Annotated in this window: 15 protein-coding genes; 9 read left to right on the top strand and 6 right to left on the bottom strand. The window is 61.7% G+C overall.

Annotated features, from left to right (window positions below):
* Positions 1–63: 63 nt before the first annotated feature.
* Positions 64–1248, top strand: a complete 1185-nt coding sequence (locus tag ACSQ3I_RS09020; RefSeq protein WP_435998046.1) for an MFS transporter — start codon at positions 64–66, stop codon at positions 1246–1248.
* Positions 1249–1339: 91 nt separating this feature from the next.
* The gene (gene ispG, locus ACSQ3I_RS09015; protein ID WP_435998044.1) at positions 1340–2590 is read left to right on the top strand and encodes a flavodoxin-dependent (E)-4-hydroxy-3-methylbut-2-enyl-diphosphate synthase; all 1251 of its coding nucleotides are present in this window, start codon (positions 1340–1342) and stop codon (positions 2588–2590) included.
* 101 nt (positions 2591–2691) lie between these two features.
* On the opposite strand, the gene ACSQ3I_RS09010 is transcribed toward ispG, so the two are convergent.
* Positions 2692–3342 (bottom strand): hypothetical protein, encoded by a 651-nt coding sequence (locus ACSQ3I_RS09010; RefSeq protein ID WP_435998042.1) that lies wholly within the window; start codon positions 3340–3342, stop codon positions 2692–2694.
* Between the two features lie 87 nt (positions 3343–3429).
* Complete coding sequence (locus tag ACSQ3I_RS09005) at positions 3430–4344, bottom strand: polyprenyl synthetase family protein (RefSeq protein ID WP_435998041.1); 915 nt, start codon at positions 4342–4344, stop codon at positions 3430–3432.
* 177 nt (positions 4345–4521) lie between these two features.
* On the opposite strand from ACSQ3I_RS09005, the gene mtgA reads away from it, so the two are divergent.
* The 4 genes from mtgA to ACSQ3I_RS08985 all read left to right on the top strand — a co-directional run bounded on the left by mtgA (position 4522) and on the right by ACSQ3I_RS08985 (position 6929).
* Positions 4522–5232, top strand: coding sequence for a monofunctional biosynthetic peptidoglycan transglycosylase (gene mtgA / locus ACSQ3I_RS09000; protein WP_435998039.1), 711 nt, complete (start codon positions 4522–4524; stop codon positions 5230–5232).
* A gap of 157 nt (positions 5233–5389) precedes the next feature.
* A complete protein-coding gene (locus ACSQ3I_RS08995; RefSeq protein ID WP_435998037.1) occupies positions 5390–6037 on the top strand; it encodes a glutathione S-transferase family protein in 648 nt (215 codons plus the stop codon).
* Between the two features lie 157 nt (positions 6038–6194).
* Positions 6195–6380, top strand: a complete 186-nt coding sequence (gene rpmF, locus ACSQ3I_RS08990; RefSeq protein WP_435998035.1) for a 50S ribosomal protein L32 — start codon at positions 6195–6197, stop codon at positions 6378–6380.
* Positions 6381–6521: 141 nt separating this feature from the next.
* Positions 6522–6929, top strand: a complete 408-nt coding sequence (locus ACSQ3I_RS08985) for a hypothetical protein (protein WP_435998034.1) — start codon at positions 6522–6524, stop codon at positions 6927–6929.
* 69 nt (positions 6930–6998) lie between these two features.
* Here the strand turns inward: ACSQ3I_RS08985 and phaR are convergent, their stop codons facing one another.
* Together phaR and ACSQ3I_RS08975 are read right to left on the bottom strand one after the other, a co-directional pair.
* A complete protein-coding gene (phaR, locus tag ACSQ3I_RS08980) occupies positions 6999–7571 on the bottom strand; it encodes a polyhydroxyalkanoate synthesis repressor PhaR (RefSeq protein WP_109459506.1) in 573 nt (190 codons plus the stop codon).
* Between the two features lie 22 nt (positions 7572–7593).
* Positions 7594–7812 (bottom strand): hypothetical protein, encoded by a 219-nt coding sequence (locus ACSQ3I_RS08975; protein ID WP_435998032.1) that lies wholly within the window; start codon positions 7810–7812, stop codon positions 7594–7596.
* On the opposite strand from ACSQ3I_RS08975, the gene ACSQ3I_RS08970 reads away from it, so the two are divergent.
* Positions 7811–8992, top strand: coding sequence for an acetyl-CoA C-acetyltransferase (locus ACSQ3I_RS08970; RefSeq protein WP_435998030.1), 1182 nt, complete (start codon positions 7811–7813; stop codon positions 8990–8992). The genes ACSQ3I_RS08975 and ACSQ3I_RS08970 overlap by 2 nt on opposite strands.
* A gap of 90 nt (positions 8993–9082) precedes the next feature.
* A complete protein-coding gene (locus tag ACSQ3I_RS08965; RefSeq protein WP_435998028.1) occupies positions 9083–9808 on the top strand; it encodes a beta-ketoacyl-ACP reductase in 726 nt (241 codons plus the stop codon).
* Positions 9809–9880: 72 nt separating this feature from the next.
* Here the strand turns inward: ACSQ3I_RS08965 and ACSQ3I_RS08960 are convergent, their stop codons facing one another.
* Together ACSQ3I_RS08960 and ACSQ3I_RS08955 are read right to left on the bottom strand one after the other, a co-directional pair.
* Positions 9881–10132 carry a YMGG-like glycine zipper-containing protein gene (locus tag ACSQ3I_RS08960; RefSeq protein ID WP_435998027.1) on the bottom strand — a complete coding sequence of 84 codons (252 nt, stop codon included), beginning with the start codon at positions 10130–10132 and terminating at the stop codon, positions 9881–9883.
* A 20-nt stretch (positions 10133–10152) separates the two neighbouring features.
* Positions 10153–10308, bottom strand: a complete 156-nt coding sequence (locus ACSQ3I_RS08955; RefSeq protein WP_109459502.1) for a DUF3309 family protein — start codon at positions 10306–10308, stop codon at positions 10153–10155.
* 403 nt (positions 10309–10711) lie between these two features.
* Between ACSQ3I_RS08955 and ACSQ3I_RS08950 the strand changes: the two genes are divergently transcribed.
* Complete coding sequence (locus ACSQ3I_RS08950) at positions 10712–13810, top strand: helicase-related protein (RefSeq protein WP_435998329.1); 3099 nt, start codon at positions 10712–10714, stop codon at positions 13808–13810.
* Positions 13811–13812 lie beyond the last annotated feature (2 nt).

Here is a 13812-nt window from a genome sequence, read left to right as displayed (position 1 = left end):
CGTTGCAGCTTGCAATTCTAATCGATTTAAATAGATTTCGGCGCCGTCACAGGGAGTGAGAACATGGACAATTCGACAATGGCATCCACGTCCGAGCGTGCCACAGGCTTTTTCCCGAAAAGCCGCATCGCCGTTTCGCTGCTGTTTTTGATGAACGGCTTCATGGTCGGTTCCTGGGCGCCGAAAATTCCCGAATTTGCCGAAAGGCTGGCTCTGAGCGAGGGGCAACTCGGGCTGATGATCCTGACGTTCGGTATCGGTTCGCTGGTGATGATGCCGATCGGCGGGGCGCAGATCGCCCGCCATGGCTCGGCCTCGGTGGTCAAGTTCCTGGCGCTGCTGCTGGTGCCGGCGCTGCTTCTGGTGACGCTCGCCGGCAATGTCTGGTTCGGCGTTTTTGCCATGGTCTATTTCGGTGGCTTCACCGGCGCCATGGACGTCGCCATGAATGCCAATGCCGTCGAAGTCGAAAAATCGATGCGCCGCTCGATCATGTCGTCCTGCCATGCCTTCTGGAGCCTGGGCGGTCTGCTCGGTGCCGGCGCTGGCGGTTTTCTGATTTCCCACTTCGGCACGATGACGCATGCGGTCATCCTGACAATCGCGGCGGCCGTCATGCTGGCTGGTGCCTGGCCGATGATTTTTGTCGATGCGCCGCATCCGAGCGAAGGAAAACGCAAGGCAAAACTGCCGATGACGCCGCTTCCCTGGCTGATCGGCATCGTCGCCTTGTTTTCCATGGTACCGGAAGGCGCCATCCTCGATTGGGGCGCGCTCTATGTGCGCCAGGAACTCGGCGCTTCGGTAACGCTCTCCGGTTTTGCCTTCGCAGCTTTCTCGCTGACCATGTCGGTGATGCGGTTCGCCGGAGACCTCGTCCGTGACCGTCTCGGCGCGGTGCTGACGCTGCGTATCAGCACGACCATGGCGATCGTCGGCATGCTGATCTCTGGCTTTGCCCCGGATGCCGCGCTGGTCATCGTCGGTTTTGCCATTGCCGGCATCGGCATTTCCAACATGGTGCCGATCGCCTTTTCGGCGGCCGGCAACATGCCGGGTCTGGCGCCGGGCGTCGGTATTTCGGTCGCGACTTTCCTCGGTTACTCCGGCATGCTGTTTGCGCCGTCGCTGATCGGTTTTATTGCTGAACATACCGGCTTCGCGATCATCTTCGCCACACTTCCGGTGCTTTTTATCGTCGTATTGGCGCTGTCGCATCTCGCTCGCCATGCCGACAACATCCAATGAGGCAGATCCGCAAAAAGTGATGCCCATTGGCGGTTGACAAGGACCATGGCATCATCCACCTGAAAGACTACGAATTCTGCGGGTTTTCTCGATGTTGTCTGCCAGTGATTATGATCCGAAACCGCGCCGGGCCTCGGTCGCCGTCGATGTCGGCGGCGTGATCGTCGGCGGCGGTGCCCCTGTCGTCGTCCAGTCGATGACCAATACCGATACGGCCGATATCGATGCCACCGTGGCGCAGGTCGCGGCGCTGTTCCGGGCCGGCTCGGAGATCGTCCGCATCACCGTCGATCGCGACGAAAGTGCCGCCGCCGTGCCGCGCATTCGCGACCGGCTGCTGCGGCTCGGCATGGATGTGCCGCTGGTCGGCGATTTCCATTATATCGGCCACAAGCTGCTCGCCGATCACCCGGCCTGCGCCGAGGCTTTGGCGAAATACCGCATCAATCCCGGCAATGTCGGTTTCAAGGACAAGAAGGACAAGCAGTTCGCCGATATCGTCGAGATGGCGATCCGCTATGACAAGCCGGTGCGCATCGGCGTCAACTGGGGTTCGCTCGACCAGGATCTGCTGACCAGCCTGATGGACCAGAACCAGGCGGAAGGTTTTCCGCTCTCGGCCCGGCAGGTGACACGCGAGGCGATCGTGCAGTCGGCGATCCTCTCGGCGCATATGGCCGAGGAGATCGGCCTGGCGCGCAACCGCATCATCCTCTCCGCCAAGGTCAGCCAGGTGCAGGACCTGATCGCCGTCTATTCGATGATCTCGGAACGCTCCGATCATGCACTGCATCTCGGTCTGACGGAAGCCGGTATGGGCTCCAAGGGCATCGTCGCGTCCTCGGCCGCCATGGGTTATGTGCTGCAGCATGGCATCGGCGATACGATCCGCGTTTCGCTGACGCCGGAGCCGAATGGCGACCGCACCCGCGAGGTGCAGGTGGCGCAGGAACTGCTGCAGGTCATGGGTTTCCGCCAGTTCGTGCCGGTCGTTGCGGCCTGTCCGGGCTGCGGCCGCACCACCTCGACGGTCTTCCAGGAACTGGCGCAGAACATCCAGAACGATCTCCGCAAGAACATGCCGGTGTGGCGGGAAAAATATCCCGGTGTCGAAGCCCTCAACGTTGCTGTCATGGGCTGCATCGTCAATGGGCCGGGTGAAAGCAAACATGCCGACATCGGCATCTCCCTTCCCGGCACCGGCGAGACACCCGCAGCCCCGGTTTTCATCGACGGCAAGAAGGCGCTGACCTTGCGTGGTCCGAACATCGCTGCCGATTTCGAGACGTTGGTGATCGAATATATCGAAAAGCGTTTCGGCCAGAGGACGGCGGCGGAATAACGCTTCGTCAGGCGCCTCTGCCACCTTGGGGATGACGAGAAGTTTCTGACTTTGTGAATATCCGTCGTCCCTCGAAGCTCCGCAACATTTCCTTAGCCGGCTTAGTTCAGATACATCAGCTCGATGTATTCCAGCGTGCCGGCCACCAGGTCCATCTCGTATTGCTGGCCATAAAACTTCCAGCCTTTCTTGCGGTCGTTGACGCCGACAACCGTCATCAGCAGGCCGGCATGCCGCTCGGGTGCGGCGGGTTTGCCGCGCACCTTGGTGCGGTAGGCGTTGCGGCCGACGGTTTTCTGGAAACCGCTGGTGTTGGTATTCATCTTGGCGGTGTCGATATGGCCGTCTTCGGTCTGGAAATTGACGTGCGCCACCCGGGCCGAACCGTTCGAAAATGTCGAGAGGGCAAAGGTGCAGCCGCTCATCGGTGCGGTGAACATGAAAGGCACGTCGTTCGGCAGGCTGGCGGTGCGGATCTGGTTGGCCTCGTAGGGCAGCCAGATGGCCGGAACGGTCTGGTTGCCGCTCTGGTTCTTCCAGCTCACCTTGAGCGCCGTGATGTCGTAACCGCTTTTCCAAAAATGCTTCGATTTGCGTTTGACGTTGTCATAGCGGTTGTCGGTATCGATGGTGAAGTTTCCGAGGACAGGTGTCTGAGAGCCGCAGACGCCTGTGGGCGAGGTGTCCATGACCAGCAGGTTGCTTTTGAGGAAATCGCGCGGATTGAGGAAGAACGGGGAAAGATCGACCATGGAGACCTCGCTGGGAATTAAGCTCGGCTGATCTTTTCGCTGGCGGTCGAGCTTGTCAATCGGGTTTACGTTCGAGACCTGATCGGCTCAGCGACGGCGATTGGCGATGAAGCGGGCGGTGTCCAGCAGGATGTCGGCACGGTTTCCGTAAACACTCAGGATATCGGCCGCCTCGGCAATCAGCGCCGTGAGCCTGGCTTCCGTCCAGGCCTGGCCGTGCAGCGCCGGCAGCGTGCCCTTGCCGCGGGCGGCATCCTTGCCGGTGGCTTTGCCCATGGTTTCCGGGTCGGCTGTCAGGTCGAGAAGATCGTCGGCGAGCTGGAAGGCGAGGCCGATCTTTTCGCCGAACAGGCGCAGCCGCGCCCGGTCATCCGCCGCCGCACCGGCGATGATGGCGCCGGCTTCGCAGGCAAAACGGATCAGGGCGCCGGTCTTCATCGCCTGCAGCACGATGATTCCCTTTTCGTCGGGGGCCTGCTGTTCAGCCGCCAGGTCGAACATCTGGCCGCCGGCCATGCCGCCAATGCCGGAGGCGCGCGCCAGGCACAGGATGATCTCGGTTTTCTGCCGGTCGGAAAGCCCGGTCTCGGGGGCGGCGACGATATCGAAGGCCAGCGTCAGCAGGCTGTCGCCGGCCAGGATCGCGGTGGCCTCGTCGAAGGCGATGTGCACGGTCGGCTTGCCGCGCCTGACATCGTCGTCGTCCATCGCAGGCAGGTCGTCATGGACCAGCGAATAACAGTGCACGCATTCGAGCGCCGCGCCGATGCGCAGGGCCGCCTGAGGGTCGCCGGAAAACAGGGCCGCACTTTCGATCACCAGGAAAGGGCGCAGCCGCTTGCCGCCGTTCAGAACGCCGTGGCGCATCGCCGCCATCAGCCGCGGCGGGCGCTGGATCTCGTCCGGCGAGGGGCTGTCGGCGAGCAATTCCGCAAGAAGTGCCGCAACCTTGGCGGCATTGTCGTCTAGGCGGGTTTCAAAAACGGTCGGCTGGGTCATCATGGCGGTTGTTTGCCATGCAGGCCCGAGGCTGGCAACGGGAATCGTCGAAACGAAACGGGAAGAAACCCGCCGCATACTGGCCACGACGCCGGCCAGAGGTTATGAGAACGGGAAGGCATCATGCGGGACGAGGTGAACTTGGATATCACGCCGGAGACAAGCGCAGAGGAGACGGCCATGCCTGTCAGCCGCTGGAGCCGGCTTCGCTCGACATTTCGTTCGCGGTGGCGCGGCCTCGTCAAACTGGTCATTGCCATCATGCTGCTGCCTTATGCGCTGATGCTGCTCTATCTCCTGCCCTTCATCCATCCGGTTTCGACGCTGATGCTCGGCGAACTGGTGATGCTGCGCGGCTATGACCGTCGCTGGGTGGATTTCGAGGATATCTCGCCGAACCTGGTGCAGGCGGTGATGATGTCCGAGGACGGCCAGTTCTGTTTCCACGGCGGTGTCGACTGGGGTGAAATGCGCGGCGTGGTCAAGGATGCGCTGGCCGGCGAAGCGACGCGCGGCGCCAGCACCATCCCGATGCAGACGGCAAAAAACCTCTTCCTCTGGAACAGCCGCTCCTTCGTGCGCAAGGCGCTGGAAGTGCCGTTGGCGATTTCGGCGGATTTCATCTGGTCGAAACAGCGGCTGATGGAAATCTATCTCAACATCGCCGAGTGGGGGCCGGGCATCTACGGCATCGAGGCGGCGGCGCAATATCATTTCAAGATCCCGGCATCGAAGCTGTCGAAGAAACAGGCGGCGCTGCTGGCCGTTTCGCTGCCCAACCCGATCACCCGTGTCGCCAGCAAGCCCGGCCGCGGCATGCGGCGGTTGGCGGCCGTCATCGAGCGGCGGGCACGCGGCTCCGGCGACTACATCAAATGTCTTTATGAGTGACATCAGGCCATTTCGTTGGATTCCGATCCGGCGCGGTGTCATCTTTCCTGCGTGGCGATGAGGTTGATCAGTCACTTTTGGTCCAGAAGCACCTGGCCTTCCGAACCTTTGGGGACATCGCCGTTTAGAACGTGCCCATACGATCAAGGATACCGAAATGGCTGAACTGACGCTTTATATCGCCAACAAGAACTATTCGTCCTGGTCGTTCCGGCCGTGGATCGCCTTCGAAGCCCGCGGCGTGCCGTTCCGCGAAGTGCTGGTGCCGTTCGATTTCCCGAACGGCAATCCGCGCATCAAGGAAATCTCGCCGAGCGGCAAGGTGCCGCTGCTCCGGCATGGCGACCTGTCTGTCTGGGAATCACTGGCGATTATCGAATACGGCGCCGAACTGTTCCCGGACGCCGGCCTCTGGCCGAAGGACCCGGCCCAGCGGGCTTTGGCGCGGACTGTATCCACGGAAATGGTCGCCGGCTTCCGGGCGCTGCGCAATGCCTGCCCGATGAACATCCGCCGCAAGAAGGGTGCGATCCCGCTGCAGGAGGGGGTAACGGCAGATGTTGCCCGCATCGAGGAGATCTGGCATGAGCGGCTGGCCGTTTCCGGCGGCCCTTTCCTGTTCGGCGAATTTTCGGCGGCCGACGCCATGTATGCGCCCGTCGTCAACCGTTTCGAGATCTACGACCTGGTGACGCACGAAACCACGCTTGCCTACATGGCCGCCATGAAGGCGCATCCGGCGTGGAGGAAGTGGGAGGAGGCAGCCCTTGCCGAACCCTGGATTGTTCCGGAAGACGAGGCGTAAGGCGAATTCGGGCGTCAAGGAAAAAATGCGTGGAGGGACTGGTCAAACCGGTACAGGCCATGTATAAGCCGCCCAATTTCCGAGATTGAAGCATGACTTTTCTCGGCCGGGCTTCTGGCTGGAAACTGTGCTTTGCCCGTCAAGTGGAGTAAATCAAATGGCTGTACCTAAAAGAAAAACAAGCCCGTCCAAGCGCGGTATGCGCCGCTCGGCTGACGGTCTGAAGGCATCGACCTACGTCGAAGACAAGAACTCCGGCGAACTGCGTCGCCCGCACCACATCGACCTGAAGACCGGCATGTATCGCGGTCGCCAGGTTCTGACGCCGAAGGCAAGCGCTTAATCGCTGTTTTCGACATCAAGGTATTGAGGCCGGCCCTGTGCCGGCCTTTTGCTTTTTCCGGGTCGTAACACGCTTGCGGATTTCCAGGCCGGGCAACTTCGGCTATGAACGGGCAACGTCCGAAGAGGAGAGCCGTTCAACATGATTGCCGCCGTGCCCCTGATGATCGTTCCGCTGGTGCTTTACAACCTGGCCATGGCCGGCCTGATGGGAAGCGGCGGGCTTGCTTCGCTCGAGACCGTCGTCCTGTCGCTGTCGATGCTGTCGGGTGCGCAATGGACGATGAGCCTCGGTGACCTGCTGATCGTCGTCGCCCTGATCATGCTGTTTTTCGAGATTCTCAAGGCGACGCGCCACGGCTCCGGCTCGCTGATCAACCACATGCTGTCGCTGGTGGTGTTCGTGGCGTTCCTGATCGAGTTCCTGCTGGTGAGCAGCGCCGCGACGCAGATCTTCTTCATCCTCATGACGATCGCTTTCGTCGATGTCATCGGCGGCTTTGCGGTATCGATCCGCTCGGCCGGACGGGATGTGTCCATCGGGCTGTGACGGCCGAAAGAACAATTCCGGCAAAAGCGCGTCGCGGTTTTGCCGGAATTGCGTGGAAAAACCGGAAGCTCAGAGGCTGTCGAGCTTGGTCTGCAGCGCGCGCAGCTGTTCCTTGAGCTCGTCGATATCCTTGGCTTCCGCCTTCTTGGTTTCCTTGGCGGGCGGGGTCATGAACGGCGAAAACATCTGCATCGCCTGATGGAACATGTCCGTGTTGCGGCGCACCTGTTCCTCGACCATCTGCAGCGGCACCTGCAGGTTCTTGGTCAGCGGCGTCTCGCCGAAAGCGCGGGTCATCTGCTCGCGCATCTGCGACTGCTGCTCGGTGAAGGCCTGCATGGAATGTTCGAGGAAACTCGGCACGACCATCTGCATCTGGTCGCCGTAATAAGAAATCAGCTGGCGCAGGAAAGAGATCGGTAAAAGCGTGTTGCCGGTCTTGGATTCCTGCTCGAAAATGATCTGCGTCAGCACGGAATGGGTGATGTCTTCGCCCGATTTCGCGTCCTGAACGACAAAATCCTCGCCTCTTTTCACCATGACTGCCAGATCGTCCAGCGTCACATAGGTGCTGGTCCCGGTATTGTACAAACGCCTGTTGGCGTACTTCTTGATTACGATCTGGCCTTCGTTTTTCGCCATTTCCGTCTCCTGGCACCGTTTGTTATGATTGTAACGCTGCGTCTCCCGGCGCGAGTGTAAGCGCAAAAGAAGGCCGGTGACAATCTCTTTGTGCGATGCGGGAAATGGTTTTAAAAACAACCAAAACCGTTTTGGTGATCGCAGTGAAAATCGTTTCTGCCGTGCCTGACGGTTTGACTTGGCGACGAAGCTTTGCCAGTTTCAACAACAACCATTGATGCACAAGCGAGGAGATTTCCATGAGTACACCATCCGTCGTGATTGCCAGCGCAGGACGCACGGCCGTCGGATCCTTCAACGGCGCGTTCGCCGCCGTTCCCGCCCATGAGCTCGGCGCCGCCGCGATCAAGGGTGCCCTGGAGCGTGCCGGCGTCGATGCGAAGGAAGTGGACGAGGTGATCCTCGGCCAGATCCTCACCGCCGGCGAAGGCCAGAACCCGGCGCGCCAGGCGGCCATGAAGGCCGGCGTACCGCAGGAGGCGACAGCCTGGGGATTGAACCAGCTCTGTGGTTCGGGTCTGCGCGCCGTGGCGCTCGGCATGCAGCAGATCGCTGTCGGTGACGCCTCGATCATCGTCGCGGGCGGTCAGGAATCCATGTCGATGGCGCCGCATTGCGCCCATCTGCGCGCCGGCACGAAAATGGGCGACATGAAAATGGTCGACACCATGATCAAGGACGGCCTGACCGACGCTTTCTACGGCTACCACATGGGTATCACCGCCGAAAACGTCGCCCGCCAGTTCCAGTTGACGCGCCAGGACCAGGACGAATTCGCCGTCGCCTCGCAGAACAAGGCGGAAGCAGCCCAGAAGGCCGGCCGTTTCAAGGATGAAATCATCCCCTTCACCATCCAGACACGCAAGGGCGACATCATCGTCGACCAGGACGAATATATCCGCGCCGGCGCGACGCTCGATGCGATGGCGAAGCTGCGACCCGCCTTCGACAAGGAAGGCACCGTCACGGCCGGCAACGCCTCCGGCATCAATGACGGCGCAGCCGCGACCGTGCTGATGAGCGAAGCGGAAGCCGTGCGTCGCGGCATCCAGCCGCTGGTGCGCATCGCCTCCTGGGCGACGGCCGGCGTCGATCCGCAGGTCATGGGCACCGGCCCGATCCCGGCCTCGCGCAAGGCGCTGGAAAAGGCCGGCTGGTCGATCAACGACCTCGACCTGGTCGAGGCCAACGAAGCCTTCGCCGCGCAGGCCTGCGCCGTCAACAAGGGCCTCGGCTGGGATCCGGCGATCGTCAACGTCAACGGTGGCGCCATCGCCATCGGCCATCCGGTCGGCGCATCGGGCGCCCGCGTCCTCAATACGCTGGTGTTCGAAATGAAGCGCCGCGGCGCCAAGAAGGGTCTCGCAACGCTGTGCATCGGCGGCGGCATGGGCGTCGCCCTGTGCGTCGAGGCGCTCTGACCTGTCATTTGCCGGATACGGGCAGGCAGTATGCCAGCCTCGCCCGTATCCGGAACCGCATGCCACAACGATAATTGGGGGAAACACGAAATGAGCAGAGTAGCTTTGGTTTCAGGTGGTACGCGCGGCATCGGCGCGGCAATTTGCATTGCCTTGAAGGCGGCCGGTTATCGTGTTGCCGCCAACTATGCCGGCAACGAAGAGAAGGCCAAGGCTTTCCATGAAGAAACCGGCATCGCCATCTTCAAATGGGATGTGTCCGACTATGCGGCCTGCGCCGAGGGCATCGCCAAGGTGGAAAGCGAACTCGGCCCGATCGAGATCCTCGTCAACAATGCCGGCATCACGCGCGACACGATGTTCCACAAGATGACGCCGGATATGTGGAATGCAGTCATCGACACCAATCTCTCCGGCCTGTTCAACATGACGCACAATGTCTGGACCGGCATGCGGGATCGCAGCTTTGGGCGGGTGATCAACATTTCCTCGATCAACGGCCAGAAGGGCCAGATGGGCCAGGTGAATTATTCCGCTGCAAAAGCCGGCGACCTCGGTTTCACCAAGGCACTGGCGCAGGAAGGTGCGGCCAAGAACATCACCGTCAACGCCATCTGCCCGGGCTATATCGGCACCGAAATGGTGCGCGCCGTGCCGGAAAAGGTGCTCAACGAGCGCATCATCCCGCAGATCCCGGTCGGTCGTCTCGGCGAACCGGAAGAGATTGCCCGCTGTGTCGTCTTCCTGGCGTCGGACGATTCCGGTTTCATCACCGGCTCGACGTTGACGGCCAATGGCGGCCAGTTCGTCGTCTGATCACGAACACTGCAAGCACATCACATAAGGAAACGGCGCCTCTCGGGCGCCGTTTTTCATTCTGGCTTGCGGTCAGCAGCGCGCTTCGTAGCGGCGGCCGTAACGGTCGCGGTAGACGCAGTAACCCGGACGCTTCGATTTGCTCAAGAGATAACCGGCTGCACCGCCAACCACGGCGCCGGCAACCGCGCCGCCGGCATCACCGGTGATCACGCCGCCGATCACGGCGCCGGAGGCTGCACCCACGGCCGTGCCACGTTCCGTGGCCGAGCAGGAGGCCAGAAGGGGAAGAATGATTGCGCCGACAATAATGGATTTTTTCATGGAACCTCTCCCGGTTTTTCTCAGATCCGGCCCATCAGGAGCAGGATAATGATGATGACGACGACGAGGCCAAGCCCGCCGGACGGGCCGTAACCCCAGCCTCGGCTGTAACCCCAGTTCGGCAGCGCACCGATAAGGAGGAGGATGAGAATGATAAGAAGAATTGTTCCGAGCATGATGCCTGTCTCCATGTCTGCGCGATACCGATCGCGGCTGGTTAACGTGCGGCGTCTCGGAAGGTTCCAAGCTCTCTTTGGGCGGCGGGATGGGCAAACATGCCGTTGCGCCGGTGCCGGGCTGCGGTGGCAAACGGCATGCGAACAAAGGTGGAATCAGCCGGAATCAGCGATTCGTCGCCGATTCGTTCGCAGACTGTTCCGCCCGCAAACCTTGGCAAAACATGACGATTGTCAGATAATTCTTGGTGGTAACGCATATTCTTAAGGCTGGCGGCATTCCCTTCTTGCCTTTGCCATGAAGGATCGCCATGTGTGAAACCATCCGGTCGGGGGATGTACGAATGACCGGGGACGCCAGCCTTTCGTCGATGCACGGGTAGAAACTTTGAATATGCAGCCCATGATCCTGAGCGGACGCGGCGTTGTCGCCGTGCTCGGGCCAACCAATACCGGCAAGACGCACTATGCCATCGAGCGCATGGTGGCGCATGGTTCCGGCGTCATCGGCTTGCCGCTTCGGCTCCTGGCGCGCGAGGTCTATACGCGCCTCGTCGAAAAGGTCGGGGCACAGCATGTGGCCCTGGTGACCGGTGAGGAGAAGATTTCCCCGGTCAATGCGCGGTTTTCCGTCTGCACCGTCGAGGCGATGCCGCGTGAAACCAAGGCGGCGTTCGTCGCCATCGACGAAGTGCAGCTTGCCGGCGATCTCGAGCGCGGCCATATCTTCACCGACCGCATCCTCCATCTGCGCGGTCGCGAGGAAACGCTGCTTCTGGGTGCGGCGACGATGCGGCCGATCCTCGAACAGTTGCTGCCCGGCATCACCGTGATCGAGCGCCCCCGTCTTTCGCAGCTGTTTTACGCCGGCCAGAAAAAAATCACCCGCCTGCCGCAGCGGACCGCCATCGTCGCCTTTTCGGCCGACGAGGTCTATGCCATCGCCGAACTCATCCGCCGCCAGCGGGGCGGAGCGGCCGTGGTGCTCGGCGCGCTGTCGCCGCGCACCCGCAATGCGCAGGTGGGCCTCTACCAGTCCGGCGACGTCGAATATCTGGTGGCGACGGATGCCATCGGCATGGGCCTCAATCTCGACGTCGATCACGTCGCTTTCGCCCAGGACCGGAAATTCGACGGCTACCAGTTCCGCAATCTCAATCCCGGCGAACTCGGCCAGATCGCCGGCCGCGCCGGCCGCCACCTCAAGGACGGCACCTTCGGCGTGACCGGCCGCGTCGATCCTTTCGATGAAGAACTGGTGCGGCGGATCGAGAGCCATCATTTCGATCCGATCAAGGTCTTGCAGTGGCGGACCAAGGATTTCGACTATTCGAGTATCGCCGCGTTGCGCCACAGCCTCGACGCCGTGCCGCGCGTCGGCGGGTTGACGCGTGCTTTGCCGGCTATAGACCAGCAGGCGCTCGAATATCTTTCGCGTTATCCCGAGATCAATGATCTTGCCACGAATCCCGAAAGAGTAGAAAAGCTCTGGGAGGCCTGCGCGCTTCCCGATTACCGGCGGATCACGCCGGCGCAGCACGCGGACCTCATTTCGAGCCTGTTTTCGGACCTTGTCCGTTACGGCGCGGTCAATGAGAATTTTCTGGCGGAGCAGGTGCATCGTGCCGATCGCACGGACGGAGAGATCGACACGCTTTCGGCGCGAATCGCGCAGATAAGAACATGGACCTATGTGTCCAACCGCCCGGGATGGCTTGCCGATCCGACACACTGGCAAGAAAAGACGCGGGAAATCGAGGATCGATTGTCCGATGCGTTACATGAAAGGTTGACGAAACGCTTTGTTGATCGCAGGACATCTGTGCTCATGAAGCGCCTGAGAGAGAATGCGATGCTGGAAGCTGAAATCAGTGTGAATGGTGATGTCTTCGTCGAAGGTCATCACGTGGGACAACTGGCCGGATTTCGATTCACGACCGTGAGCGGGATGGAAGGTCCCGATGCGCGTGCTGTGCAGTCGGCGGCACAGAAGGCATTGGCGCTGGAGTTCGAGGCGCGTGCAGCACGGCTGCATGCGGCCGGCAACGGCGATCTGGCACTGTCGTCCGATGGGACGGTGCGCTGGCTCGGCGATCCCGTGGCGCGGCTGTCGTCCAGCGACCACGTCATGCGCCCGCGCGTCATCCTGCTCGCCGACGAGCAGCTGACCGGTAATGCCCGCGAGCACGTCGTTGCCCGCGTCGAGCGTTTCGTGAACTATCATATTTCGACGGTGCTGAAGCCGCTCGACGACCTTTCGCGGGCGGAAGACCTGCAGGGCCTTGCCAAGGGCCTGGCATTCCAGCTTGTCGAAAATCTCGGCGTGCTGTTCCGCCGCGACGTCACCGACGACGTCAAGTCGCTGGATCAGGAAGCGCGTGCCTCGATCCGCCGCTACGGCGTGCGTTTCGGCGCTTACCACATCTTCATGCCTGCGCTTCTCAAGCCGGCTCCGGCCGAGCTGATCACGCTGCTCTGGGCGCTGAAGAATGACGGCCTGGACAAGCCGGGTTACGGCGACCTGATCCCGGTTCTCGCCGCCGGCCGCACCTCTGTTGTCACCGATCCGAGCTTCGAGCGCACCTTCTACAAGCTGGCCGGCTTCCGTTTCCTCGGCAAGCGCGCCGTGCGCATCGATATTCTCGAACGTCTTGCCGATCTCATCCGGCCGCTGCTGCAGTGGAAGCCGGGTACGGCAAACCGTCCCGACGGCGCCTATGACGGCCGTCGTTTCACCACGACCACGGCGATGCTGTCCATTCTCGGTGCTACGCCCGACGACATGGAGGAAATCCTCAAGGGTCTGGGTTACCGCGCCGATCCGGTAAAGGCTGAAGACGCGGCTGCCTTCCTGGCCAGCCAGGCCGGTGCTGCACCGGAAGCCGCCGTTGCGGCTGCCGAAGAGGCAGACGGCGCCAAGGCCGATGACGACGACGCCGACAGCGCCGGCGAAGAGTCCGCCGCCGAGGCCGCACCTGCAGCTGAAGACAGCGCGCCGGTTGCCGCCGAAGAAACGCCCGTCGTCGCTGAAGAAGCTGCAGCCGTTGCTGCCGAAGACGTTGTCGCCGAAGTCAAGCCGGTGCTGCTGTGGCGTCCGGGTGGTCGCAACGACAACCAGCGTGGCAACCGTCCGCAGGGCGAGCGCCGTGGCAACCAGTCCAACCGTCCACGTGGCGGTGAACGGGCAGCCGGCGAGGCGCGTCCGGAAGGCGAAAAGCGCGAAGGCCGCGACAACAGGGACAACCGTCGTGGCGGCGACCGCCCCGACCGTTTCAAGGGCAAGGAAGGCGGGCGTTCCGACCAGGCTGGTCCGCGCGGTGAACGTGGCGAACGGCAGGATCGCGGTGACCGCAAGGGCGGCCGTCCCGATCGCAACAACGATCGTGGCGGCGCATCGCAGCCGCTGCGCTTCGAGTCCAAGCCACCGCGCAAGGAAAAGCCGATCGATCCGGATTCTCCTTTCGCAAAGCTCGCTGCTCTCAAGGAGCAGATGAAGAAGTAAGC

The sequence above is a fragment of the Rhizobium sp. LjRoot30 genome (assembly GCF_964253915.1).
In the GTDB taxonomy this organism is placed as follows: domain Bacteria; phylum Pseudomonadota; class Alphaproteobacteria; order Rhizobiales; family Rhizobiaceae; genus Metarhizobium.
Note: the sequence above shows the minus strand (reverse complement) of the source record. Positions and strands in the feature narration are given on the sequence as shown.

What these genes read in the sequence shown, in the direction of transcription:
- ACSQ3I_RS09020 (WP_435998046.1), top strand. Translation starts at nt 64, where the DNA reads ATGGACAATTCGACAATGGCATCCACGTCCGAGCGTGCCACAGGCTTT.
- ispG (WP_435998044.1), top strand. Translation starts at nt 1,340, where the DNA reads ATGTTGTCTGCCAGTGATTATGATCCGAAACCGCGCCGGGCCTCGGTC.
- ACSQ3I_RS09010 (WP_435998042.1), bottom strand. Translation starts at nt 3,342, where the DNA reads ATGGTCGATCTTTCCCCGTTCTTCCTCAATCCGCGCGATTTCCTCAAA.
- ACSQ3I_RS09005 (WP_435998041.1), bottom strand. Translation starts at nt 4,344, where the DNA reads ATGATGACCCAGCCGACCGTTTTTGAAACCCGCCTAGACGACAATGCC.
- mtgA (WP_435998039.1), top strand. Translation starts at nt 4,522, where the DNA reads ATGCCTGTCAGCCGCTGGAGCCGGCTTCGCTCGACATTTCGTTCGCGG.
- ACSQ3I_RS08995 (WP_435998037.1), top strand. Translation starts at nt 5,390, where the DNA reads ATGGCTGAACTGACGCTTTATATCGCCAACAAGAACTATTCGTCCTGG.
- rpmF (WP_435998035.1), top strand. Translation starts at nt 6,195, where the DNA reads ATGGCTGTACCTAAAAGAAAAACAAGCCCGTCCAAGCGCGGTATGCGC.
- ACSQ3I_RS08985 (WP_435998034.1), top strand. Translation starts at nt 6,522, where the DNA reads ATGATTGCCGCCGTGCCCCTGATGATCGTTCCGCTGGTGCTTTACAAC.
- phaR (WP_109459506.1), bottom strand. Translation starts at nt 7,571, where the DNA reads ATGGCGAAAAACGAAGGCCAGATCGTAATCAAGAAGTACGCCAACAGG.
- ACSQ3I_RS08970 (WP_435998030.1), top strand. Translation starts at nt 7,811, where the DNA reads ATGAGTACACCATCCGTCGTGATTGCCAGCGCAGGACGCACGGCCGTC.
- ACSQ3I_RS08975 (WP_435998032.1), bottom strand. Translation starts at nt 7,812, where the DNA reads ATGGAAATCTCCTCGCTTGTGCATCAATGGTTGTTGTTGAAACTGGCA.
- ACSQ3I_RS08965 (WP_435998028.1), top strand. Translation starts at nt 9,083, where the DNA reads ATGAGCAGAGTAGCTTTGGTTTCAGGTGGTACGCGCGGCATCGGCGCG.
- ACSQ3I_RS08960 (WP_435998027.1), bottom strand. Translation starts at nt 10,132, where the DNA reads ATGAAAAAATCCATTATTGTCGGCGCAATCATTCTTCCCCTTCTGGCC.
- ACSQ3I_RS08955 (WP_109459502.1), bottom strand. Translation starts at nt 10,308, where the DNA reads ATGCTCGGAACAATTCTTCTTATCATTCTCATCCTCCTCCTTATCGGT.
- ACSQ3I_RS08950 (WP_435998329.1), top strand. Translation starts at nt 10,712, where the DNA reads ATGATCCTGAGCGGACGCGGCGTTGTCGCCGTGCTCGGGCCAACCAAT.